This is a genomic window from Pedococcus dokdonensis, from assembly GCF_900104525.1.
In the GTDB taxonomy this organism is placed as follows: Bacteria; Actinomycetota; Actinomycetes; order Actinomycetales; family Dermatophilaceae; genus Pedococcus; species Pedococcus dokdonensis.
On the sequence record NZ_LT629711.1, the window covers coordinates 785,612 to 809,721 of the forward strand.

The following is a 24,110-nucleotide window of genomic DNA, read 5'->3' on the forward strand; positions in this document are numbered from 1 at the left end:
TTGATACATCCGGGAGTTTGTTTCCTGGATGGCCCGTCCGGTGCCGTGGTCAACAGTCAAGCACGCCACCTTCTTCCCCGTTGGTATTGGGTCATCATGTGGGTCATCTCATGTCGCATTGGGTGATTCGGAGATCGGGCGTCCGGTGGATGGGAAAACCGGCCGGGCGGTGGGTGACGCGACGCTGCCGCGTGCCTGCCGGGGCAGCGGGCGACGTCGGGATAGCGTGGGGTCGCCCTGTGTGAGCACGCAGGAGCCGGGCAGCACCCAGCCGTCGCCAGAAGACACCCCAGGAGCACAACACCCTTGGCCACCGCCACCACCGCCAAGAAGGCCGCGACCACCAAGTCGACGTCCGACTACAGCGCGCACCACCTGCAGGTCCTCGAAGGGCTCGAGGCCGTGCGCAAGCGCCCCGGCATGTACATCGGGTCGACCGACGGCCGCGGGTTGATGCACTGCCTCTGGGAGATCATCGACAACGCGGTCGACGAGGCCCTGGCCGGTGTCTGCGACCGCATCGAGGTGGTCCTCTATCGCGACGGGTCGGTGGAGGTCCGCGACAACGGCCGCGGCATCCCGGTCGACATCGAGCCGCGGACCGGTCTCACGGGTGTCGAGGTGGTCTTCACCAAGCTGCACGCGGGTGGCAAGTTCGGCGGCGGCTCCTACACGGCCTCCGGTGGACTGCACGGCGTGGGTGCCTCGGTCGTCAACGCGGTGTCGGCGCGGCTGGACGTCGAGGTCGACCGCGGGGGCAAGACCTATGCGATGAGCTTCCGGCGCGGCGAGCCCGGCTACTTCCCCGACGTCGCGACCGACGACAAGGCACCCGACCACGCCTTCACCCCCTACGAGCGCTCCAGCGAGCTGGCCGTGGTGGGCAAGACCAAGCGAGGCGTCACCGGCAGCCGGATCCGCTACTGGGCCGACGACCAGATCTTCCTCAAGGACGCCGAGTTCGACTACGACGGGCTCGTGGCCCGGGCCCGCCAGACCTCGTTCCTCATCCCCGGCCTGACCCTGGTCATCCGCGACGAGCGCCGCAAGCCGGGCACGGCAGGCGAGTCCGCGACGCACGTCGAGACCCTCGTGCACGACGGGGGCATCTCCGAGTTCGCCGAGTTCCTCGCCCCCGACGCCCCGGTCACCGACGTCTGGCGTCTGCAGGGGAGCGGCACGTTCACCGAGACGGTCCCCGTGCTCGACGCGAACGGCCACATGACGCCGACCGCCGTCGACCGCGAGTGCGCCGTCGACGTGGCGGTGCGCTGGGGCACCGGCTACGACGCCAAGGTCAGCTCCTTCGTCAACATCATCTCCACGCCCAAGGGCGGCACGCACCTGGCCGGGTTCGAGCAGGCGCTGTTGAAGGTGTTCCGCAAGCAGCTCGAGGTGAACAGCCGGCGGCTCAAGGTCGGCAGCGACAAGCCGGAGAAGGACGACGTCCTGGCCGGGCTGACCGCGGTCGTCACGGTGCGCCTGGCCGAGCCGCAGTTCGAGGGCCAGACCAAGGAGGTGCTGGGCACCAACGCCGTCCGCGCCATCGTGGCCAGGGTGGTCGAGCAGGAGCTGACCGCGCGGATCACCTCGACCAAGCGCGGCGAGAAGGCCCAGGCCGCGCTGCTCCTGGAGAAGGTCGTCTCCGAGATGAAGTCGCGGATCAGCGCGCGGCTGCACAAGGAGACCCAGCGCCGCAAGAACGCGCTCGAGACGAGCAGCCTGCCGGCCAAGCTGGCCGACTGCCGGTCCACCGACGTCGAGAAGTCGGAGCTGTTCATCGTCGAGGGCGACAGCGCGCTGGGCACCGCAAAGCTCGCGCGCTCGAGTGACTACCAGGCGCTGCTGCCGATCCGCGGCAAGATCCTCAACGTCCAGAAGGCGTCGGTCTCCGACATGCTCAAGAACGCCGAGTGCGCCGCGATCATCCAGGTGATCGGGGCCGGCTCCGGGCGGTCCTTCGACCTCGATGTCGCCCGCTACGGCAAGGTCATCATCATGACCGACGCCGACGTCGACGGCGCCCACATCCGCACGCTGCTGCTCACCTTGTTCTTCCGCTACATGCGTCCGCTCGTCGAGGCCGGCCGGGTGTATGCCGCCGTGCCCCCGTTGCACCGCATCGAGGTCATCAACGCGGGTTCGAAGAAGAACGACCTGATCTACACCTACTCCGAGAAGGAGATGCGCACCACGGTCGCCTCGCTCGGCAAGCGGGGCAAGAACATCAAGCAGCCGCTGCAGCGCTACAAGGGCCTCGGTGAGATGGACGCCGACCAGCTGGCCGAGACCACGATGGACCCGCGGCACCGCACGCTGCGCAAGGTCACCTTGCGCGACGCCGAGGCCGCCGAGCGCGTCTTCGAGCTCCTGATGGGCAACGACGTCGCTCCCCGCAAGGACTTCATCGTCGACTCCGCGGCCGGCCTGGACCGCGAGCGGATCGACGCCTGACCGCCCACGCACTGTGCGGCATACGCGGCGTTTGTCGTTGCCCTGCTGTGTGATCTAGGCCACTGTGGGGGTCTGCAGGGGCCGTGAAGGGCGGTCCCCGCGACCGAGAGGTGTGCCATGAGCGCTGTCGCCGAAGCCGACACGGGGGAGACCGAGACCGAGCTCAAGCGGGTGATGGGACCCAAGCTCCTGCTGCTGTTCATCGTCGGCGACATCCTGGGAACGGGGGTGTACGCCCTGACCGGTGAGGTGGCCAGCGAGGTCGGGGGAGCGGCCTGGGCGCCGTTCATCGTGGCCTTCGGCATCGCCATGATCACGGCCTTCTCGTACCTCGAGCTGGTCACGAAGTACCCGCAGGCGGCCGGCGCGGCGCTCTACACGCACAAGGCGTTCGGGGTGCACTTCCTGACCTTCATCGTGTGCTTCACCGTGATGTGCTCCGGCATCACGAGCGCCTCGACCGCCTCCCGGGCCTTCGCGTCCAACCTCGCGACCGGGTTCGGGCTGGACAAGGGCAACACCAACCTCGTGATGTTCATCGCCCTCGGGTTCATGCTGCTCGTCGCGGCGGTCAACTTCCGGGGTGTCGGCGAGAGCGTCAAGGCCAACATCGTCCTGACCCTGGTCGAGCTGTCCGGTCTGCTCCTCGTGATCCTGGTCGGCTTCTTCGCGATCTTCGAGGGGAAGACCGACTTCTCCCGCACCATGGTCTTCGACAGCCCCAGCGACAAGAACGCCTTCCTGGCCGTCACCGCAGCCACGTCACTGGCCTTCTTCGCGATGGTGGGCTTCGAGGACTCGGTCAACATGGCCGAGGAGACCAAGGACCCGGTCAAGATCTTCCCGAAGATGATGATCACCGGCATCAGCATCACCGGGGTCATCTACGTCCTGGTCGCCCTGTTCGCAGTCGCGATCGTGCCGGTGGGCGAGCTGGGTGAGAGCGAGACCCCGCTCGTGACGGTCGTCGAGAAGGCCGCGCCCTCGATCCCGATCGACGACCTGCTGCCGTTCATCTCGATGTTCGCGGTGGCCAACTCGGCGCTGATCAACATGCTGATGGCGAGTCGGCTGCTCTACGGCATGGCCAGGCAGGAGGTCCTGCCGCCGTTCCTCGGCCGGGTGCACCGAGGTCGCCGGACGCCCTGGGTCGCGATCCTGTTCACGACCGCCATCGCGTTCGGGCTGATCATCCTGGTGACCAAGCAGAGCGGCAGCAACGTCATCGGCGCCCTGGGTGGCACGACCGCCCTCTTGCTGCTCGGCGTCTTCACCATCGTCAACATCTGCGTCCTCGTGCTGCGCAAGGACACCATCGACCGACGACACTTCGTCACGCCCACGGTGCTGCCGATCCTCGGAGCGGCGCTCTGCTTCTTCTTCGTCACGCCGCTCACCGGACGCGACACGATCCAGTACAAGATCGCCGGTTGGCTGCTCGCCCTCGGCGTGGTCCTGTGGGCCATCACCTGGTTCGCGAACCGCGCACTGCGGGCGAAGAAGACCTACCTGCGAGACCCCGAGGAGCTGGCCGAGCACGAGGGCGGGGTCAACTAGCCCGGACCAGGCCGTCGCTCAGGCGACGACGACGGACTCCTTCGTCCGTTGCCCCCCACCGGCCCGCCGCGGCGGGCCGGTGGACCCCCGCACGACGAGCTCGACGTCCAGCACGTCGTCCACGACGACGTCACCGGCGCGACTGCGCAGTGCGTCGAGCATGATCTGGCCGGCCCGGCGGCCCTGCGCCTCGACGTCCTGGCGCACCGTCGTGAGGTCGAAGATCTCCGCGTGGACGTGGTCGTCGATCCCGATGACCGAGACGTCCTCCGGGACCCGCAGCCCGTGCCGCCGGGCAGCGCTCATCACCCCGAAGGCCATCTCGTCGGAGGCCGCGACGACGCAGGTCGGGAAGTCACGCTGCGCGAACAGGCGGTCGGCGTGCTCCGCGGCCCCCGCCGCCGTCCAGTCGCACTCCAGGGTCCACTCGGGAGGACAGACCAGCCCGTGGTCGGACAGCACCTTCGTGAAGGCCTCACGCCGGTCGTAGGGCGTCTGCAGGTGCGTGATCGAGGCCGGGACCGTGCCCGCGTAGCCGATGTCCCGGTGCCCCAGGTCGACGACGTACCGCGTGGCGAGGGCCATGGCGGCTCCGTCGTCGATCCGCACCGACGGCCAGCCGGGCTGGCGGTTGCCGACCGTCACCACCGGCAGGCCGAGGCGGTCGAGGACCGAGCGCTCGCTGGGCACCGGCGGCACGTTGAGGATGATCGCGCCGTCGGCCCGCTTCCAGAGCATGGTCTGGGTGATCGGCAGCCGCGTGTCGAAGGTGTGGCCCTCGAGGTCGCAGAGCAGGACGTGGTAGCCGTCCTCACGCAGGACCTTCTCGATGCCGCTCACGACCGTGGCGAAGAACCACCGGTTGAAGTAGGGGGTGATCACCCCCACGCCGCGGGTGCGCCCGGACACCAGGCTGGTGGCGGCGGGGGAGGCGACATAGTGCAGCTCGCTCGCTGCGGCGAGCACCCGGTCACGGGTGTGGGGGCTGACCCGGTCGACGCCGCGCAGCGCCCGGGACACGGTCGCCACCGACACGCCCGCGGCCTTGGCCACGTCGCCGATGGTCGTCATCCCACACCTCCACTCGAGGTCTAGGCGCCGGTGTTGCGCCTCAGCCGCCAGACGAACCAGAGGATCAGCACGAGGACCGCGAGGAGCGCGGCGGAGAAGCCCGCCGGCTCCCCGCGAACCTCCAACAGGACCGTCTGGACGACCGCCATGAATGCGAAGAACCCGATGATGCCGAGCAGCATGTCGAGTCGCTGCGCGCGTGCCTTCTGGCCGCCCGTGCCAGTGCCGGGGTTGAAGAGACCCATGATCGCCTGTCGCCTGTCGGCCGTCGCCTAGCCCTTCACGCCGCCGGCGGTCAGGCCGGAGACGATCTTGCGCTGGAAGATCAGCACCATGATGATCAGCGGCACCGTCACGATCGTTCCGGCGGCCATGACCGCCGTGTAGGGCTCCTGACGGGGCTGGGCGCCGGTGAACTGGGCGATGGCCACCGTGACCGTCTGGGTCGCCGGCGTCGAGAACTGCGCCGCCAGGAGGAACTCGTTCCAGCTCGCGATGAAGGCCAGGATCGCCGTGGTGAACAGGCCGGGTGCGGCCAGCGGGATCATGATCTTGCGGAACGCCTGCCCCGGCGTGCACCCGTCGATCCGCGCGGATTCCTCGAGCTCCCATGGCATCTCGGCCAGGAAGGCTGTGAGGGTGTAGATCGTGAGTGGTAGCGCGAAGGAGATGTTCGGGATGATCAGTGCCTGGTAGTTGGCGCCGGTGAGCCAGCCCCAGTCGGAGAACATCTGGAACAGCGGCGAGACCAGGGCGACGCCCGGGAACATCGACGAGCCCAGGATGATGCCGAGGACGATGTACTTGCCCGGGAAGTGCAGCCGGGCCAGCGCGTACGACGCGAACACCCCGACGACCATGGCCACGACGGTCGTCACGATGCCGATGATGACCGAGTGCCACAGCGCCGCACCGAAGTGGTTGCCGCGCTCCGTGGAGAAGGCCGTGCGGAAGTTGTCGAGCGTCACGTGGGTGGGCCACGGGCTGTTGTCGAAGGTGTAGCCGACGTCGCGGAAGGCCGTGACGATCATCCAGTAGAACGGGGCCAGACCCCAGATGACGATCGCAGCGAGGCCGAGGTACATCCGGATCTTCGCGTTGCGGTCGCTCTTGAAGTGGATCTCCTGGGCCTCGGTGCGCCCCGAGGCCGGAGGAGCGGCCGTGGTGGTCGAGGTGCTCATCTCAGGCTCCTGTCGAGGTGGCGTTGGCGGCGACCGGGTTGCCGGTCTGGGCGTCGGGGTCCTTCTTCGGCTTGGCCTTCTCCGGCGGCTTCTGGATCACGTCGGCCCCACCGAACTTGATGAACAGGAAGGCGGTGAAGGCGATCAGCAGGAACACGATCGTCGAGAGCGCGGAGGCGCTGTGGAAGCCGCTGCGGATCTGTTTGATGACCAGCATGGACAACGAGGTCGTGCCGCCGGCGCCTTGGGTGAGGATGGCTGGGAGGTCGTAGATGCGCAGCACGTCGAGGGTGCGGAACAGCACGGCGACCATCAACGGCACCTTGACGAGCGGGAGGGTGATCCGCAGGAAGGTCTGGACCTTGCTGGCGCCATCGATCTCGGCTGCCTCGTAGACGTCCGAGGGGATCAGCTGGAGCCCGGCGAGGATCAGCAGGGCCATGAACGGGGTGGTCTTCCAGACGTCGGCGATGATGATCGCGAACTTGGCCGCCCACGGGTCGCTGGTCCACAGCTGGGGCGAGACGCCCAGGAAACCCAGCAGGGTGTTGGCGATGCCGTCGTAGGCGAAGATGAAGAACCAGAGCTTGGCCGTCACGGCGGTCGGGATGGCCCAGGGGATGAGGATGGCCGCGCGAACCAGGGCGCGACCCTTGAAGTCGCGGTTCATGATCATCGCGAACCACATGCCGAGCAGCACCTCGACGACGACGCTGACGACCGTGAAGAAGAGGGTCACCCAGAGGGCGTCGTAGAACTGTGCGCCGAGGGTGCCGGGGGGACAGTCGACCTCACCACACTTCTGGAGCAACCAGTGGGTGTAGTTCGACAGGCCCGCGTTGCCGCCCTCGACGAACAACCCGGTGGCCGGATCGAGGCCCTGGTCCTTGCCGAAGGACAGCTGGATCGCCTTGACCAGCGGGTAGATGATGATCAGGGTCAGGAAGGCGATGGTGGGGGCCACCAGGAGGAGGCCCTGACGGCCTTGTCCCGCGTTGAGCCCCTTGCTCTTCTTCGGCTTCTTACCGCTCGCTTGGGGTGCGGTTGTCGTGGCTGCGCTCATGCCTGCTCCTAGCCCGGGAGGTGCGTCTCAGGGTGGTCGAGATGGGGGTCGCGTCGGAGCGTCGACCCAGAAGTGCGAAGGCAGGGGTCCTGCAGGTGTGGGGGTGGCCCCGTGGGGGCCACCCCCACACCGTTGGGATGTTGCGTCGGACTGGTTAGCCGCCGGCTGCCTGCATGGCGGCCTGCATGTCCTTGACCGCGGCCTCAGGAGTCTTCTGGCCCTGGATGGCCGCGTAGAAGTTGTCCTGGATGGCCTGGGTCACTGCGGGGTAGAACGGGGTGACCGGACGGGCCACGGCGTTCGCGATCGACTCCTTGAGCACCGGCAGGTACGGGTACTTGGCGACCAGTGCGGGGTCGTCGTAGAGGTCCGCCCGGACCGGGGCCAGCGAGCCCTTCTCCATGTTGGTCTTCTGCTCCTCGGGGCTGGTGAGGAACTTCAGGAAGTCCAGCGCCGTCGCCTTGTTCTTGGAGTAGGCGCTGATCGCGGCCTGGTGTCCACCGAGGGTCGACGTGCCGGGGCCGTCGACGCCGGGGAGCGGGGCGACCTTGAACTTGCCCTTGACCTTCGACGAGGCGTCGGTGCTGGCCAGGTTGTAGACGTACGGCCAGTTGCGCAGGAACAGCAGCTTGCCGGCCTGGAACGACGCGCGGCTCTGCTCCTCCTGGTAGGTGATGGCCTGCTTGGGGATGTCGCCGTTCTTGTAGTGGTCGGCGAGCTCCTTCAGGCCCTTGGCGGCCTCGGGCGAGTCGACGGTGGGCTTGCCCGCGTCGTCGACGACCTTGGCGCCGTAGGCGTTCATCCACTCGGTGGCGTTACACGTGCCACCCTCGTACTTGGCGAACTGGCCCGCAAAGCAGTCCATGCCGTTCTGCTTGGCGATGGAGCACATCGACCACATCTCGTCGATGGTCTTCGGCGGGGTCTTCACCAGGTCGGACCGGTAGTAGAGCATCGCGCCGTCCGAGGAGGTCGGGGCGGCGAAGAGGGTCTTGTTGTAGGTCGACGCCTTGACGGGGGGCTCGATGAAGCCGGTGGTGTCGAGCTTGAAGTTGTCCTTGAGCGGCGTCAGCCAGCCCTTGGCGGCGAACTCGGCCACCCACACCACGTCGACGGAGACGACGTCGTAGCTCGGGTCCTTGGCCTGGAAGTGCTGGACGAGGTCGTCGTGCTGCTGGTCGGCCTGGTCGGACTGCTCCTTGATCGTCACCTTCTCGTTCGGGTGGGCGGCGTTCCAGCGCTCGGCCTGGGGCGCGAGGAGACCGCTGTTGTCCTTGCCCTGGACGTAGGTGATCGGTCCGCGGCCGGTCGCCCCGGAGGCCGCAGGATCGTTGCCGCCGTCATCGCCGCCACAGGCCGAGGCGACGAGCGCCACGGCCACAGCTCCGGCCATCACCGTGAGGGTGCGCCGCTTGTGCATTCGGAGGGCCATACGCCCGCCTCCATTTCTCGCGTGAGCTGAGGCGGACGTGCCTCAGCGGTGAGGTGAACCGTCCTCATGTAAACGTTTGCGCTCCGTCACCGCAATCCAAAGATGCGATCGTTCCGGTAACGATTGGGTAACTGCGGGCAGGCGCCTGCGTGAGGCGTCGGAGTTGTCCGGATCCGGCACTCCGCGGCCGACGCGGGGGGGTCCGCGCGGACGACCCGGTGGCCGGTGGCGGGTGGGCCGACGCGGCGCTCAGGCGGGCGGTGGGCCGGCGATCCGGGCGATCGCGGTGGCCGCGGGGACCCCGGATCCGTCCCGGCGGCCGGTCGCCTCGGGCAGCTCGAGGGCGACGCCGTTCGCCGCCGCGGCGCGCGCCGGCAGCGCCCCGGCCCAGGCCAGGACGAGGGTGTCCTCACCCTTGAGGAACCGGTGGCAGCGCACGCCTCCGGTGGCCCGTCCCTTGGGCGGGTACTCGGCGTAGGGCGTGACCTTGAGCGACCCGGGCTCGGTGCCCGGCAGCGCGCCGGACGAGCCCGAGGACGTCACGACGACGGCGTCGGCGTCCGCGGGCACCGCACCGAAGAAGGCGACTCGTTGGCCGGCCCCGAGCTTGATCCCCGCCATGCCGCCGGCCGGGCGACCCTGCGGTCGGACCGCACCCGCCCCGAACCGCAGGAGCTGGGCGTCCGTGGTGATGAAGACGAGGTCCTCGGTGCCGGTGGACAGCTCGACGGCACCCACGACCTCGTCGCCGTCCTTGAGGGAGATGACCTCGAAGTCCGGCCGGGCCGGGTAGTCGGTCGTCGTCACGCGTTTGACGACACCCTGCGCGGTGCCGAGGGCGATGCCGGGGGAGTCGGGTGCCAGGGACACCAGGGTCAGCGGCTCCTCGCCGGCGGGCAGGTCGACGTAGGCCGCGAGCGGCGCACCGCCGGACAGGCTCGGGGAGCCGTTGGTCGGGGGGAGGGTCGGGAGCTCGAGCGCGGACAGGCGGACCAGCCGGCCGCGCGAGGTCACCAGGCCGACCTCACCCCGGGCCGTGGTGCGGACCGCGCCGACCAGGGCGTCGTGCTTGCTGCGCGACCCGTCCAGCGGCAGCGGCTCGGCGGAGCCGGTCCGCGCCATCAGCCCGGTCGACGAGAGCAGCACCCAGCAGGGGTCGTCGGCGACCTCGAGGGGGGTGGTGGTCGTCGCGGGGACGCCGGCCGACTCCAGCAGCACGGTGCGGCGCGGGGTGCCGTGAGCCTTCGCGACGTCGGCGAGCTCGGTGGAGACCGTCTTCATCAGCAGCTTCTCGTCGCCGAGGATCGCCTCGAGCTCCTCGATGAGGCGCTCCAGCTCGCTCTTCTCCTTGTCGAGCTCGAGCCGGCTGAACTTCGTGAGCCGGCGCAGCTGGAGCTCGAGGATGTAGTTGGCCTGGGCCTCGGAGAGGTCGAAGACGTCCATCAACCGGCTGCGAGCGGCCGCGGCGTCGTCCGAGGACCGGATCACCTGGATGACCTCGTCGATGTCGAGGATCGCGATCAGCAGGCCCTCGACCAGGTGCAGCCGGTCCTTGTACTTGGTGAGCCGGAACTCGGTGCGTCTGCGCACCACCTCGGTGCGGAAGTCGACGTAGACCCGCAGCAGGTCCTTGAGCCCCAACGTCTTCGGCTGACCGTCGACGAGGGCGACGTTGTTGATGGAGAACGAGTCCTCCATCGGCGTGAGCTTGTAGAGCTGCTCGAGGACGGCGTCGGGGTTGAAGCCGTTCTTGACCTCGATCACGAGACGCAGGCCGTGCTTGCGGTCGGTGAGGTCCTTGACGTCCGAGATGCCCTGGAGCTTCTTGGACTGGACGGCGTCCTTGATCTTCTCGATGACCTTCTCGGGGCCGACCAGATAGGGCAGCTCGGTGACGACGATGCCCATGCGACGCGGCGAGGTCTTCTCGATCCGCGTGGTCGCCCTGGTGCGGAAGCTGCCGCGGCCGCCCAGGTAGGCGTCGCGGATGCCGTCGAGGCCGATGATCCGGCCACCCTGGGGCAGGTCCGGACCGGGCACGAACCGCATCAGGTCGTCGAGCGAGCAGCTCGGGTTGGCGATCAGGTGGCGGGCCGCGCCGATCACCTCGACGAGGTTGTGCGGGGCCATGTTGGTGGCCATGCCGACCGCGATCCCGCTGGCGCCGTTGACCAGGAGGTTGGGGAACGCCGCCGGCAGGACACCGGGCTGGAGCAGCTGGTCGTCGTAGTTGGGGATGAAGTCGACGGTCTCCTCGTCGAGCCCGGTGACCATGAGCATGGCGGCCGGGGCCAGCCGGGCCTCGGTGTAGCGCGAGGCGGCCGGGCCGTCGTCGAGGGACCCGAAGTTGCCGTGCCCGTCGACGAGCGGCAGGCGCATCGTGAACGGCTGGGCCATCCGGACCAGCGCGTCGTAGATCGCCGTGTCGCCGTGCGGGTGGTACTTGCCCATCACGTCGCCGACGACGCGGGACGACTTCACGTGGCCGCGGTCGGGGCGCAGCCCCATCTCGGCCATCGAGTAGAGGATCCGGCGCTGCACCGGCTTGAGACCGTCCCGAGCGTCGGGCAGGGCGCGGGAGTAGATGACGGAGTAGGCGTACTCGAGGAACGCCCCCTGCATCTCCTCCTCGACGTCGATGTCGACGATCCGCTCGACGTAGCTCTCGTCGGACGGTGCGGCTGGGGTCTTGCGGGCCATGCGTGCGTGCAACTCCTCGCGGTCGTCCCCGCACGGCGCGGGGAACCCCCCAATCTTGTCCCACGCCTAGACGGCGGCCGCCCCCGACTCGCCGCTGGACCCCGGCTCGGCTCCACCGCTGTGCCCGATGTCGGCTCCTCCGCCGTGCCCGATGTCGGTTCCACCGAAGGTCCCCCAGTGCACGACCTCGGTGGCCGGCCGCCGGGAGCGGGTGCGGCTGGAGCCTTCCGTGCGGGTCAGCTCGTGGCCCAGGGCGACGACCCCCACGATCCGCCGGTTCCCGGGTATGCCGTGCGCCCGCCGGACCTCCTCGTGCCGCGCCGGGGGCACCCCGAAGAAGAGGGCGGCGAGTCCCTGGTCGACGGCCGCGAGCAGCATCAGCATCGCGGCCATGCCGGTGTCGACGTCCCAGTAGGGGACCGGCCACCGCGCCGGGTCACGGTCCTCCCAGCCCTTGTCGGGCTCGGCGTAGCGGTCGAGGTACGTGTCGGGGTCGGACAGGCACAGCACCAGCACGGGAGCGGCGGCGACCCCGACCAGCCAGGGGTCCGGCGGCGCGTCCACAGCCGGGTCGGGGTCGCGGGTCGCCGTCCAGAACCGCGAGCGGTCGTCGTCCTCGGCGAGGACGACGAAGTCCCACCCCTGGCTGAAACCGGCGCTGGGTGCCCGCTGGGCGGCATACAGGACCGCGTCCAGGGCCGGGCGCGGCACCGGGCGGTGCGGGTCGAAGCGGCGCACCATGCGGCGCCGGCGGACCACCTCTGCGAACTCCATGGGGCCATCCTGTCGTGGCCCCGGCGAAGAGTCGCACGGCGCCTGCAAGACTGGCCGCGAACCCACCGGGCCCCACCAGCCAACCCGGAGCCGCCCAGCGGCGTCCACGAGGCATGACGACCATGGCCGCGGTGGCACTCGTGAGAGGGGTGTCGGGAGGGGTGGCAGTGCCGTCGGGCGACCGCGTGGACGTGGAAGCGTCCGTCCGTGAGCTCTACGACGTGCACTACGCCCGTCTGGCGGGGTGGACGGCCAAGCTCGTGGGCGACACCGACCTGGCCCACGACCTGGCCACCGAGGCCTTCCTCAAGCTGTTCCGCGAGTTCGGCCGGGTCGACGAGCCGCGCCCGTGGCTCTACACCGTGACGGCCAACCTGGTCCGCGACCACTGGCGCAAGCGGGGCCGCGAAGCGGCCGCCTACCAGCGCCACGAGGCCGGCCGTGACGACTTCACGACCGATGCCGACCACGCCACCACCCTCACCGTCCGGGACGCCGTCGAGGCGCTGCCCGACCGGCTCAGGGTGGCGGTCCTCCTGCACTACTTCGCCGACCTGCCGGTGGCCACGGTGGCCCGACAGCTCGAGAAGTCCGAGGGAACCATCAAGCGAGACCTGTTCGACGCGCGCCAGAGGATGGCGACGATGCTGGGAGAGACCCGATGAACCGCGACCTGTCCGACCTGCCCGGCGAGGGGGAGCAGCGCGACCCCGTCGCGGACTTCTTCGCTCGTGAGCGAGCCGACATCCGCGACCTGCCGGCCGGGACCGACCGGTGGGAGTCGATCGTGACGGAGGCGCAGCGGCCCGTGCGTCACCACTGGTTCCCCTACCTCGCCGGCGCGGCGGCCGTCGTGGTCGTCGGCGGCGTCATCTGGGGCACCGGCCACGGTCCGGGCACCGACCAGGCGGCCGATCCCGCCAGCAGCACGGCGTCGGTCGCGACCGTCACGACCACCGCCACGGGCACCCCGTCGGCCCAGCCGACCGCCACCGACAGCCCGTCGTCCGCGCCCAGCACCGTCGCGACGACCGGTCCCTTCCTCACGCCCACCAGCTTCGACCTCGTGTCGATGACCAACGCCGGGGGCAAGCACGTCTACGCGCTCGGCTCCGCCAGCTGCCCCAAGGGCGAGTGCACCGTGGTCATCGGGTCCGACGACGACGGCGCCTCCTGGACCACCCACGCGTCGTTGACCTCACTGACCAGTCCCGGGCCACGGGCCACGCCAGCCGGCCCCGACCAGGTGGTCGGCATCCGCTTCGCGAACCCCGAGGTCGGTTTCGTCTACGGCAGCACGACGATGCGCACCGTCGACGGTGGGCGCAGCTGGAGGCCGATGGACGTCGGAGGCCGGACCGTGCTGTCGGTCGAGACCGACGGGTCGACGGTGTGGATGGTCACGGCAGCCAAGTGCCAGCGCGCCGACGCGGCCGGGGCACGCGGCTGCTCGGGTCTCGACGTCAGGTCGCTCGACGTGACCTCCAGCGCCCCGCAGCAGACCGAGGCACTCGACCTGCCCGAGCCGGTGGAGTCCGCGTGGCTGAGCATGGACGGTGCCGACGCCTACGTCAGCGTGTCCTACCTCGACCCGTCGACCCACACCCCACCACGCCGCGTGTCCGGCAAGCCGGTGACGCTGGCCCGGCCCGGGGGGTGCCAGGAGCTGGGTGGGCTCTGGGTCTGGGGGACCGCCAACCGCAAGGGCGGGCTGGTGGCGGTCTGCCAGATCGGCGACGCGAACGGGTCGTACGGTGTGGCGACCTCCTCCGACCGGGGGGCCACGTGGTCGGAGGCCAGGATCGCGCGGGGCCTCGGCCCCACGCAGCCGACCGGCGTCTGGCTGACCGCCGTCGACCTCGACCGCCTGGTCGCGGTGTCCCAGGGCCTGCCGACCAGCGCGCTGAAGTCGACGGCTGTGCCGACCCTGGTGACCAGCGGCGACGGCGGCGCGACCTGGACCCGGCCGAAGGCCGCACCCAGCGGTGTCCCCGACTGGGTGGGCGCGGCCGGCGGCGGCCTCGTCTACGCCGTGAGCGGGGGCCGCTCCTACTGGGTCAGCCACGACTCGGGGACGACGTTCGAGGAGGTCCCGCTCCGGCGCTAGCCGCGCGCGGGCAGCTGGCGCCACCGGGCGGTTCGCAGGACCACCCGAGAGCCCCGACGTGACATGCTTTCGGCCATGAGTGAGGCCCCGGCGCCCCCCGCCGGCTACCCGGCCCAGTGGGAGGCCGACGTCGTCCTGCGCGACGGCTCGGTGGCCCACCTGCGACCGATCACCCCCGGCGACGTGGACGCAGTGCACCGGTTCCACGCGGGCCAGTCCGCCGAGTCGATCTACATGCGGTTCTTCGCGCCGCTGCGCCAGCTCAGCGACCGCGACGTCACGCGGTTCACGAACGTCGACTACCACGACCGGGTGGCGCTGGTGGCGACGGTGCGCGGCGACATCATCGGGATCGGCCGCTACGACCGCGTCACCCCGACCAGCGCTGAGGTGGCGTTCAACATCTCCGACAGCTACCAGGGCCGCGGCATCGGCTCCGTGCTGCTCGAGCACCTCGCGGTCATCGCCTGGGAGTCCGGTGTCGAGGAGTTCACCGCGGAGGTGCTGCCGCAGAACCGCAAGATGATCTCGGTCTTCTCCGACGCCGGCTACGAGGTGAGCCGGCGGTTCGAGGACGGCGTGGTGTCGCTGACCTTCCAGATCCGGCCCACCGAGCGTTCCGAGGCGGTGCGGCTGTCGCGCGAGCACCGGGCCGAGTCGGTCAGCATGCACTCGGTGCTCTTCCCGGACTCGATCGCCGTCGTGGGGGCCAGCCGCCGGTCTGACTCGATCGGCCACCACATCCTGTCCAACATCCTGGCCGCCGACTTCAACGGCGCCGTGCACGCCGTCAACCGGGAGGCCATGGAGGTGCTGGGACTCCCGGCGCACGCACGGGTCTCGGAGATCCCCGACGACGTCGACCTGGCCGTGGTGGCGGTGCCGGCCGAAGAGGTCCTCGAGGTAGTGGCCGACTGTGCCGAGGCGGGGGTCAGGACCCTCCTCGTGGTCAGTGCGGGGTTCGCCGAGTCGGGGCCCGAGGGTGAGGAGCTGCAGTCCAGGCTGCTGGCCGCCGCCCGCGAGTCGGGCATGCGGGTCCTCGGGCCCAACTCGTTCGGCGTCATCAACAACGACCCTGCGGTGCGCCTCAACGCCTCCCTCGCGCCCGAGCTGCCCCCGCCGGGACGGCTCGGCCTGTTCGCCCAGAGTGGCGCCCTCGGGATCGCCGTGCTCGCCTCGGCCGCGCGACGGGGCCTTGGCATCTCGGTGTTCGCGTCGGCCGGCAACCGGGTCGACGTCTCGGGCAACGACTTCATGCAGTACTGGATCGACGACGACGGCACCGACGCGGTCGGCCTCTACCTCGAGTCGATGGGCAACCCGCGCAAGTTCTCCCGCATCGCCCGCCGCCTGGCGTCGACCAAGCCGGTCATCGTCGTGAAGTCAGGGGTGTCGTCCTACGGCGTCCCGCCGGGGCACCGCGCCCGCCCGACGAGGGTGCGGCCCGAGGCGTTCGACGCGATGCTTCGGCAGGCGGGTGTGATCCGCGTCGAGAACGTCCACCAGATGTTCGACGTGGCGCAGCTCGTGGCCCACCAGCCGCTGCCGCAGGGCAACCGGGTGGCGATCGTCGGCAACTCCGACGCCCTCGGCGCGTTGAGCGCGGAGGCCTGTGTCAGCTGGGGACTGCAGGTCGCGCACGGTCCGGTGTCGCTGCCGAGCGACGCCACGGGCGAGCGGTTCGCCGAAGCCTTGGCCGACGCGTTCGCCGACCCCGACGTCGACAGCGTCCTCACCTGCTTCATCCCTCCTCTGGTCACGCTCGACGAGGACGTCGCCACCGCGGTCCGCGACGCCGCGATGAAGCACGAAAAGCCCTGTCTGACAACGTTTCTCGGCATGCGGGGAGTCCTGGAGCGGCTGTCCGGCACCACGGACGACGGGCGCACCGTGGTGGTCCCCGCCTATGCCATGCCCGAGGACGCCGTCCGCGCCCTGGCCGCCGCGACGAGGTATGCCGAGTGGCGGGCTCGCGACCGCGGCATACCGGTGCTCCCGGCCGGCATCGACCGGGAGGCGGCCGAGACCCTCGTCGAGCGGATCCTGGAGGAGTCGCCCGAAGGGCGCCGGCTCACCCTCCAGGAGGTCACCGAGCTGCTCGGCAGCTACGGCATCGAGGTGTGGGGCAGCGTCCCCGTGCGGACCGCCGATGAGGCGGTCGCCGCAGCGCAGGCGATCGGCTACCCGGTGGTCATCAAGTCGGTGGCGCCGCTGATGCGGCACTCACCCGGTCTGAGCGGGATCCGTGTGGACCTGCGCTCCGAGGCCCAGCTGCGAGAGGCCTTCGAGGGGCTGAACGAGCGGCTGGCGCCGATGTCGGCCAACTCGTTCGTCATCCAGCGGATGGCCACGCCCGGGGTGGCCTGCGTCGTGCGCTCCGACGAGGACCCCTTGTTCGGTCCGGTGGTCTCGTTCAGCATCGCCGGGCCGCCGACCGAGCTGCTCGGCGACATCGGCCACCGGATCCCGCCGCTGACCGATGTGGACGTCTCCGACCTGATCTCGTCGGTGAAGGCCTCGCCCATGCTGCACGGGCACCGTGGAGCGGCGCCGGTGCACCGGGCCGCGCTCGCCGACCTCATCGCCCGCGTCTCGGTGCTGGCAGACAACCTGCCCGAGGTCGCGAGCCTCGTGCTCAACCCGGTGAACGCGCACGTCGGGGGTGTCGACGTGCTCGGTGCCGAGGTCACGCTGGCCCCGACCCCGCGTCGCACCGACCCCGGTCGCCGCACGCTGACCTAGCCGGAGCGGACGCGGCCGGGCTAGGGCAAGATGGACACATGGGCTCCACCTCCTCGCACAGCACACCGCGGAGTGCTGCCGCCCCCCTCAGCCAGCTGCCGGTCGACCTGACCAAGGCGATCGAGCGAGCCGGCTACTACCCGGCCCTGGTCGCCGACGTCGTGCGGGCCGCCCTCGGCACCGAGGAGGTCGTCTCGCACCTGGTGCACCAGGAGACCACCTTCGACCACGACGTCGTGCGTCGTCACATCACCGTGCTGGCCCTCACCGGGTCACGCCTGGTCATCGCGCACGCCGACGACCACACCGACGAGCGGCCCGGTCACGAGGACGTCGCCACGGCCACGACCGAGAGCGTCCCGCTGTCGGCGGTGCGCGGGGTGATGATCACCCACGTGGTGGCCCGTCCCGAGGAGTACGAGCCGGGGTCGCTGGGGCGCGAGATCACCCTCACCCTGGGCTGGGGTGCGGTCAGCCGGATCGACCTGATGCCGGCGTCGTGTGCGGACCCCGACTGCGACGCCGACCACGGCTACGAGGGCAGCGTCGCGTCCGACGACATCTCGTTGCGCATCAGTGCCGACGCCGAGGGCGAGGCCGCGCTGCAGCACGCCCTGGCGTTCGCGCGGGAGCTCTCGGCGAGCATCGGCAGCTGAGGTGCGGCCCACGCAGGGACTGCCCCACCTCGACCCGACGGCTCCGACCGTCGCGGTCGACTGCACCGAGGCGATGCCCTAACCGATGCCGCACGAGGGACTGCTCCCGCCTCGCTACGACGACTCCGGCCTTGCCGGGGTGCTGCCGGCCGTCGCCGCCAGCCTGGGGGTGACGAGGTATGCCGGCACCGGCCACCTCCCGCTGCCCGAGGCCAGGCGCGCCGTGGTCGTGCTCGTCGACGGGCTGGGTTACGAGCTGATCCGGCGCCGGGGTGGCCACGCGCCCTTCCTGCGCTCGCTGTTGCCGGCCGCCCGCAGGATCACCGCCGGGTTCCCCGCCACGACGGCCACCTCGATGGGTACCTTCGGCACCGGGCTGCCGCCCGGCTCGCACGGCCTCCTGGGGTATGAGGTGCTGGTGCCCGGCGAGGACCGACTGGTCAACGAGCTCTCCTGGGAGGACGGGCCCGACCCGCTCGCGTGGCAGCCGCAGCAGACCGTGTTCGAGGCGGCCGAGGCGGCCGGAGTCTCCGTCACCCGCGTCGGCCCGGGGTTCTTCGACGGGTCCGGCCTGACCCGGGCGGCCCTGCGGGGCGGGCGGTTTCGAGCGGCGGACACCCTCGCCGACCGCGTCGATGCCGCCCTGGCGGCGGTGCGGGCAGGAGCCCGCTCGCTGGTCTACCTCTATTGGGGCGACCTCGACAAGGTCGGCCACGTGCACGGCTGCCAGTCATGGGAATGGGGTGACGAGCTCGAGGCGATCGACGCCGAGCTCGCCCGGCTGGTCCGCTCGGTGCCGGGTGACACCGCGGTGCACGTGACCGCAGACCACGGCATGGTGGACGCGCCGCACGCCCTGCGGATCGACCTCGCCCACGACGCCGAGCTGGCGGCGGGGGTCCGCCATGTCGGCGGCGAACCCCGCGCCCTGCAGCTGTACTGCGAGGACGGCGCGGCCTCCGACGTCGTCCAGACCTGGACCGAGCGGGTGGGGGAGCGGGCCTGGATCCGCACCCGGGACCAGGCCACCCGGGAGGGCTGGTTCGGGCCGGTGAGCGAGGTCAACCGGCCGCGGATCGGCGACCTCGTCGTGGCCATGCGCGAGAACTTCGCCATCGTCGACTCGCGGCGCGCGCGTCCACAGCTGCTGGCGCTGCTGGGGCTGCACGGTTCGTTGACGCCCGAGGAGTCCGCCGTGCCGTGGTTCCACGTCCCGGCCCGGGAGAACGCCTAGGGTGTCATCTCGTGGCTGAGCTCGTCTTCTTCTCCGGGACCATGGACTGCGGCAAGTCGACCCTTGCGCTCCAGATGGACCACAACCACCGGGCGCGCGGGCGGTCCGGACTGATCTACACCAAGCTCGACCGCGCGGGCAGCGACGTCCTCTCGTCCCGGCTCGGGCTGTCCACCGCGGCCCACGAGGTCAGTGACGACCTCGACTTCTGGGACGCCGTGGTGGAACACGCCACCAACGGGCTGCGGGTCGACTTCCTGATCTGCGACGAGGTGCAGTTCTACACTCCCGCACAGGTCGAGCAGCTCGCCAAGCTCGTCGACGAGGTCGGCATCGACGTGTTCGCCTTCGGGATCACCGCGGACTTCCGCACCCAGCTGTTCCCCGGGTCGCGCCGGATGATCGAGCTCGCCGACCGGGTGCAGGTGCTCCAGGTCGAGGCGCTGTGCTGGTGCGGGCGCCGCGCCACCCACAACGCCCGCGTCGTCGACGGGGTCATGGTGGTCGAGGGCGAGCAGGTGGTCGTCGGCGACACCAAGCCGGGGACCGAGACCCTGGTCGAGTACGAGGTGCTGTGCCGCCGGCACTTCATGCGCCGGATGAACTCGGCCGCGGCGCGGGCCGCGGCCACCTCACCCGACGTGCTGCCCTTCGACCTCGACGTGTGTCCCGTCCCGCAGGCCTAGGCCAGCGGGCCGGTCGCCGGCCGCGGCTCAGTCGCGGGGCCGGGCCCCGAACATGACGTCGTCCCAGCTGGGGACGCTGCGTCGGCCGGACTTCTTGGCGGCAGGACGGGCCGCCGTCGGCTCGCGCTCCCCGTCGGGTCGGTCGGACGCGTCGTCGGCGTCCTCCGGTGCCCGCCGCGCCTCGGCCAGGTCGTCCGCGGACGCAGGAGCCGCCGGGAGCACGTCGTGGTGGTCGTCGTTCTGGTCGTCGTGGTGGTCGTCGTGGGGGTCGTCGTCGTGCCGGTCGTCGTCGTGCTGGTCGTCGTCGTGCTGGTCGTCGTCGTGCTGGTCCTGCGGGTGGTCGGTCGGGGGCTCGGTGTTGCTGCCCCGGTCGTCGGGTCGGTCGACGTCCAGGTCGTCGTCCAGGCCGTCGTCCAGCGGGTGCTGGCCGCGCGCGGCCGGGGGCGGCGGCATCGACTCGGGGTCGTAGGCCAGGCGCTCCAGCGGCAGCGCGTCCTCGCGCGGCGCCTCGTCACCGGGGGTCTGGGTGGGCGGGCTCTTGCGGCGGCGGGGACGCCCGCGGTGGGAGGCCCGCTCACGCATGGCCGACATGAGGTCGAGCGGTTCCTCACCGGAGCCGCTCGAGGCGCCGGTGGCACGGGGGGCGGCGCGGCGCGCGGAGCCGACCCCACCCTCGGCCTCCACGTCGTAGACGGTGGTCGACCGCACCGGGGCGGAGACCAGGTGCGGCGCGGGCAGCGGCGAGCTCGTGCCGACGGCGTCCTCCTCGCTGAGCCAGCGGGCCTCGTCGTCGGCGGCGGCGACGGTGCGCGCCTGCACGTCGAAGGACCAGCGAGCCTGGCGCTCCCGACCGCCGGCCGCGAAGGTGACGATGACGGTCCAGTCACCCTCCGTGCCGCGGGCCGAGTCCCACTCGGCGGTCGCGGGGTCCACCCCGCGACCGGAGAGCCGCTGGCTGACGCGCGCCGACAGGGTCGGCGTGCTGGCGCCGCCCGCCGACCGCCCGCGCAACCGCACCGCGCGGGCCAGCCCGGCGACATACTCACGCTCGGCGAGGATCGGACCCTCGTAGCGGCGCACCTTCTCGACCGGCCACCCGGACCGCTCGGCGACCTCCTCGGCGGAGAGGCCACCGCGGATCAGCGCCTGCACCTCGCGAGGTCGCATGCCACCGTCGATCTCGATCTGCAGCTGCCCCAGCCTGGGCCGGTCACGGCGGGCAGCCGCGCGCAGCGGCTCGTCGAGCTGGACCCGGAACCGCTCCCCGTCGGCATCGGACAGGAGCAGGTGCTGGCCGTCCTCCTGGACCCCGATCAGCCGCAAATCCCGCATCGCCATCGTCTCCGCAGTCGTGTCCAGGACCGACGTGGTCTCGCCTGTCGTCCGTGCTGGTCATGCTCGTCGTCGTGCTCGTGAACGGGCTCGTGGACCGGGCCCCGTGCTGCTGACTCTGCCATCCCCGAGGTCGAGGCGAAAGCGACCACGCCGCAACGGTAGTTTTGACCTCGCGATGCTCACCTTCGACGCCCACCTGCAGCTGGCACTCGACCTCGTCGGCGTGTTCGCCTTCGCGTTGTCGGGTGGGCTGGTCGCCGTGAAGAAGCGGCTGGACCTGTTCGGGGTGCTCGTCCTGTCCGGCGCCGCGGCGCTCGGCGGAGGCGTGATCCGCGACGTGCTGATCGGCGCGCTCCCTCCGGTCGGCATCTCCGACTGGCGGCTCCTGACCTGTGCCCTCGTCGCCGGGCTGGTGACCTTCCTCTACCACCCCGGCGTCGAGCGGATCTCGCGCTTCGTGCGGGTGCTCGACGCAGCCGGGCTCGCGGTCTTCGCGGTCGGCGGGTCGCTCAAGGCGCTCGGCGCCGGCATGGACCCCCTCACGTCGGTCTTCGTCGGAGGGATCACCGCGGTCGGCGGAGGGATCATCCGCGACGTGCTCGCCGGCCAGGTGCCCGAGGTGCTGCGTCGCGAGATGTATGCCCTGCCGGCGCTGCTCGGAGCCATCCTCATCGTCACCGCCCACCACTACGACCAGGTCAACCCCTTCACCATCTGGGGCTGCGTCGGGCTCGTCTTCGCCATGCGCATGGTGGCGGTCGTCCTCGATGTCCACGCACCCAAGCCGCTGCGCACCGGAGACCTCACATGAACGGACCCCACGCATGAGCACCGACGAGCAACCGCTCGCCCCCTACGACGGCATCCTCCTGCTCTCCTTCGGCGGGCCGGAGAAACCCGAGGACGTGCTGCCGTTCCTGCGGACCGTCACGGCCGGGAAGAACATCCCGGACGAGCGCCTGGAGCAGGTGGGGGAGCACTACTACGGGTTCGGCGGCCGCAGCCCGATCAACGACCAGAACCGCGCCCTCATCGCCGCCCTGCGTGCCGAGCTCGACCGCCGCGAGATCGACACCCCGGTGATCTGGGGCAACCGCAACTTCACCCCCTTCACCGCCGAGGCGCTCGCCGAGGCCGGACAGCGCGGGATGCGTCGCCTGGTCACCGTGGTGACCAGCGCCTACTCGTCCTACTCGTCGTGCCGCCAGTACCGCGAGGACCTGGCCGCCGCGAGCGAGTCGGTGGCGGCCGGTGGCACCGTCATCGAGATCGACAAGGTGCGCCCCTACTCCAACCACCCGGGGTTCGCCCGCACCAACACCCGCCTGGTCACCGAGGCCGTGCGCGGGGTGCTGCGTGAAGGCGTCGACCCCGGCGCCGTCCGCCTGCTGTTCGTGACGCACTCGATCCCGACGGCGATGGACGACACGTCGGGTCCGGGCGACGAGGACGGCAACGCCTACGCGCGCCAGCACCTGGCCCTCGGTGCCGCCATCACCGACGAGGTCAACGCGACGCTCGACACCGACCTCGGCGGTGAGCTGGTCTTCTGCTCCCGCTCCGGACCGCCCTCCCAGCCCTGGCTCGAGCCGGACGTCAACGACCGGCTCGAGGAGCTCGCCGCTGACGGTGCGGCAGTGGTGGTGTGCGCCCCGATCGGGTTCGTCTCCGACCACATGGAGGTCGTCTACGACCTCGACACCGAGGCAGCCGCGACGGCGCAGCGACTGGGACTGCGGCTCGTGCGCGTGCCCACGGTGGGGGTCGACCCCGAGTTCGTCTCGGGACTGGTCGACCTGGTCCTCGAGCGCGCCGCCCAGGCCCGGGGCGAGGACCCTCCCGTGCCGGCGTGGCCCGGCCCGGCCGCCATGCCGTCCGTCTGCGCTCCCGGGTGCTGCCCCAACCTCCGCGAGGCCAGGCCGGCCCTCTGCGGGCGGGACTGACCATGGACCTGCCGATCCCCGACGAACCCACCCTCCACGCCCTGGAGGCGCTCGCGGTGGAGGTCGCCTGCGAAGCCGCTCGCCTGGTGGTCGACGAGCGTCCTGCCAACCTCGGCGTCTCCAAGACCAAGAGCACCGCGACCGACGTCGTCACGGTGATGGACCAACGGGCCCAGGACCTGATCCGCACCCGCCTCCAGGCCGCCCGCCCCGGTGACGGCTTCCTCGGCGAGGAGGAGGGCGGCACCGACGGCCGCTCCGAGATCACCTGGGTGGTGGACCCCATCGACGGCACGGTCAACTACCTCTACAACATCCCCTCGTATGCCGTGTCCGTCGCCGCCGTGGTCGGCGACCCCACCACCCCCGGTGCGTGGCAGCCGGTGGCCGGAGCGGTGGTCAACCCGGTGTCCGGGGAGCTCTTCCGCGCCCGGACCGGCGCGGGCGCCTGGCTGGACGGCGTGCCCGCAGTCTCCGCGTCTCCGCCGACGATGACGGCGCGCCGCCTCGAGCTCGCGGCCCCGCCGACCCTGGGACACGCCCTGGTCGGCACCGGGTTCGGCTACGACACGGCTCGGCGCCAGTGGCAGGCCGCGATGCTGCTCGACGTGCTCCCGCAGGTGCGCGACATCCGCCGGATCGGGAGCGCTGCCCTCGACATCTGCGCGGTCGCCGCGGGCAGCCTCGACGCCTACTACGAGCGCGGCCTGAACCCGTGGGACATGGCCGCGGCCTGGCTCGTCCTGGTCGAGGCGGGAGGCCGGTTCACCGGCCTGTCCGGTGAACCCCCCAGTGACCAGATGGTGGTCGCCGCAGCGCCCACCCTGCACACCACGCTCCACGAGGTGGTGCTCCGAGCAGCGGAGCGGGCCGGCGACGAGGCTCAGGCTGCGCTGTAGCCGTTCAGCTCGGGGATGCGCAGTCCGTGCTCGGAGGCGAGGCGGGCGAGGTTCTCCAGCTCCGCCTCCCGGACGGAAGCGAGGTAGTCGTCGCCGGACTCCTGGGCCTTGCGCAGGGACTGGACGGCGCGGGTTGCGCGCTGGGTGATCTCGGAGTGGAACTCGGTCATGGTGCACCCCTCTCTTCGTGTGGCGGATGGTCGTTGCACGAGTCGGGTTCGGCCGGGCCGGAGTGAGGACTCTACGGGTAGAGACGCGCCAAAGGGGAGCCGGGGT

The 24,110-nt window shown here is 70.8% G+C and carries 20 protein-coding genes; 11 read left to right on the forward strand and 9 right to left on the reverse strand.

Translation table 11 applies throughout. The annotated features are described in order from the left end of the window. Nucleotides 1-306 precede the first annotated feature (306 nt). Together BLQ34_RS03795 and BLQ34_RS03800 are read left to right on the forward strand one after the other, a co-directional pair. A complete protein-coding gene (locus BLQ34_RS03795; RefSeq protein WP_091781726.1) occupies nt 307-2,454 on the forward strand; it encodes a DNA gyrase/topoisomerase IV subunit B in 2,148 nt (715 codons plus the stop codon). Nucleotides 2,455-2,571: 117 nt separating this feature from the next. After that, a complete protein-coding gene (locus tag BLQ34_RS03800; protein WP_172829339.1) occupies nt 2,572-4,011 on the forward strand; it encodes an APC family permease in 1,440 nt (479 codons plus the stop codon). Nucleotides 4,012-4,029: 18 nt separating this feature from the next. On the opposite strand, the gene BLQ34_RS03805 is transcribed toward BLQ34_RS03800, so the two are convergent. From BLQ34_RS03805 to BLQ34_RS03835, 7 genes are all read right to left on the reverse strand, one after another. After that, complete coding sequence (locus BLQ34_RS03805) at nt 4,030-5,082, reverse strand: LacI family DNA-binding transcriptional regulator (RefSeq protein ID WP_091781729.1); 1,053 nt, start codon at nt 5,080-5,082, stop codon at nt 4,030-4,032. A 20-nt stretch (nt 5,083-5,102) separates the two neighbouring features. Further along, a complete protein-coding gene (locus BLQ34_RS03810) occupies nt 5,103-5,327 on the reverse strand; it encodes a hypothetical protein (RefSeq protein WP_091781732.1) in 225 nt (74 codons plus the stop codon). A gap of 27 nt (nt 5,328-5,354) precedes the next feature. Beyond that, the gene (locus BLQ34_RS03815) at nt 5,355-6,263 is read right to left on the reverse strand and encodes a carbohydrate ABC transporter permease (RefSeq protein WP_091781735.1); all 909 of its coding nucleotides are present in this window, start codon (nt 6,261-6,263) and stop codon (nt 5,355-5,357) included. A gap of 1 nt (nt 6,264) precedes the next feature. Then, nucleotides 6,265-7,326: a carbohydrate ABC transporter permease gene (locus BLQ34_RS03820; protein ID WP_091781738.1), complete on the reverse strand. Its 1,062-nt coding sequence runs from the start codon at nt 7,324-7,326 to the stop codon at nt 6,265-6,267. Between the two features lie 154 nt (nt 7,327-7,480). Then, complete coding sequence (locus tag BLQ34_RS03825) at nt 7,481-8,746, reverse strand: ABC transporter substrate-binding protein (RefSeq protein ID WP_091781741.1); 1,266 nt, start codon at nt 8,744-8,746, stop codon at nt 7,481-7,483. A gap of 261 nt (nt 8,747-9,007) precedes the next feature. Next, nucleotides 9,008-11,458, reverse strand: coding sequence for a DNA gyrase/topoisomerase IV subunit A (locus BLQ34_RS03830; RefSeq protein WP_091781744.1), 2,451 nt, complete (start codon nt 11,456-11,458; stop codon nt 9,008-9,010). A gap of 66 nt (nt 11,459-11,524) precedes the next feature. Further along, nucleotides 11,525-12,232, reverse strand: coding sequence for a nitroreductase family protein (locus tag BLQ34_RS03835; RefSeq protein WP_091781747.1), 708 nt, complete (start codon nt 12,230-12,232; stop codon nt 11,525-11,527). 131 nt (nt 12,233-12,363) lie between these two features. Here BLQ34_RS03835 and BLQ34_RS03840 point away from each other — a divergent pair, with 131 nt between their 5' ends. The 6 genes from BLQ34_RS03840 (at nt 12,364) to BLQ34_RS03865 (ending at nt 19,657) form a co-directional block, all read left to right on the forward strand. Then, on the forward strand, nt 12,364-12,897 hold the full coding sequence (locus BLQ34_RS03840) for an RNA polymerase sigma factor (protein ID WP_157692882.1): 534 nt from the start codon (nt 12,364-12,366) through the stop codon (nt 12,895-12,897). Beyond that, nucleotides 12,894-14,339, forward strand: a complete 1,446-nt coding sequence (locus BLQ34_RS03845; protein WP_091781753.1) for a sialidase family protein — start codon at nt 12,894-12,896, stop codon at nt 14,337-14,339. Before BLQ34_RS03840 ends, BLQ34_RS03845 begins: the two co-directional genes overlap by 4 nt. 75 nt (nt 14,340-14,414) lie before the next feature. Continuing rightward, nucleotides 14,415-17,081: a bifunctional acetate--CoA ligase family protein/GNAT family N-acetyltransferase gene (locus BLQ34_RS03850; protein ID WP_091781756.1), complete on the forward strand. Its 2,667-nt coding sequence runs from the start codon at nt 14,415-14,417 to the stop codon at nt 17,079-17,081. A 38-nt stretch (nt 17,082-17,119) separates the two neighbouring features. Then, a complete protein-coding gene (locus tag BLQ34_RS03855) occupies nt 17,120-17,737 on the forward strand; it encodes a DUF5998 family protein (protein ID WP_091781759.1) in 618 nt (205 codons plus the stop codon). 85 nt (nt 17,738-17,822) lie between these two features. Beyond that, nucleotides 17,823-18,971: an alkaline phosphatase family protein gene (locus tag BLQ34_RS03860; protein WP_091781762.1), complete on the forward strand. Its 1,149-nt coding sequence runs from the start codon at nt 17,823-17,825 to the stop codon at nt 18,969-18,971. 11 nt (nt 18,972-18,982) lie between these two features. Further along, complete coding sequence (locus tag BLQ34_RS03865) at nt 18,983-19,657, forward strand: thymidine kinase (RefSeq protein ID WP_091781765.1); 675 nt, start codon at nt 18,983-18,985, stop codon at nt 19,655-19,657. 27 nt (nt 19,658-19,684) lie between these two features. Here the strand turns inward: BLQ34_RS03865 and sepH are convergent, their stop codons facing one another. Continuing rightward, the gene (gene sepH, locus BLQ34_RS03870; RefSeq protein WP_172829340.1) at nt 19,685-20,989 is read right to left on the reverse strand and encodes a septation protein SepH; all 1,305 of its coding nucleotides are present in this window, start codon (nt 20,987-20,989) and stop codon (nt 19,685-19,687) included. A 178-nt stretch (nt 20,990-21,167) separates the two neighbouring features. On the opposite strand from sepH, the gene BLQ34_RS03875 reads away from it, so the two are divergent. From BLQ34_RS03875 to BLQ34_RS03885, 3 genes are read left to right on the forward strand one after another with little or no spacing between them, the layout of a single operon-like run. Next, nucleotides 21,168-21,803 (forward strand): trimeric intracellular cation channel family protein, encoded by a 636-nt coding sequence (locus tag BLQ34_RS03875; protein WP_091781771.1) that lies wholly within the window; start codon nt 21,168-21,170, stop codon nt 21,801-21,803. A 13-nt stretch (nt 21,804-21,816) separates the two neighbouring features. Then, nucleotides 21,817-22,935 carry a ferrochelatase gene (locus BLQ34_RS03880; protein WP_091781774.1) on the forward strand — a complete coding sequence of 373 codons (1,119 nt, stop codon included), beginning with the start codon at nt 21,817-21,819 and terminating at the stop codon, nt 22,933-22,935. A gap of 2 nt (nt 22,936-22,937) precedes the next feature. Beyond that, nucleotides 22,938-23,834 (forward strand): inositol monophosphatase family protein, encoded by an 897-nt coding sequence (locus BLQ34_RS03885; protein WP_091781777.1) that lies wholly within the window; start codon nt 22,938-22,940, stop codon nt 23,832-23,834. Here BLQ34_RS03885 and BLQ34_RS03890 read toward each other — a convergent pair. Then, on the reverse strand, nt 23,819-24,004 hold the full coding sequence (locus BLQ34_RS03890) for a hypothetical protein (protein WP_091781779.1): 186 nt from the start codon (nt 24,002-24,004) through the stop codon (nt 23,819-23,821). The two genes, BLQ34_RS03885 and BLQ34_RS03890, sit on opposite strands and share 16 nt — an antisense overlap. Between the last annotated feature and the right edge of the window lie 106 nt (nt 24,005-24,110).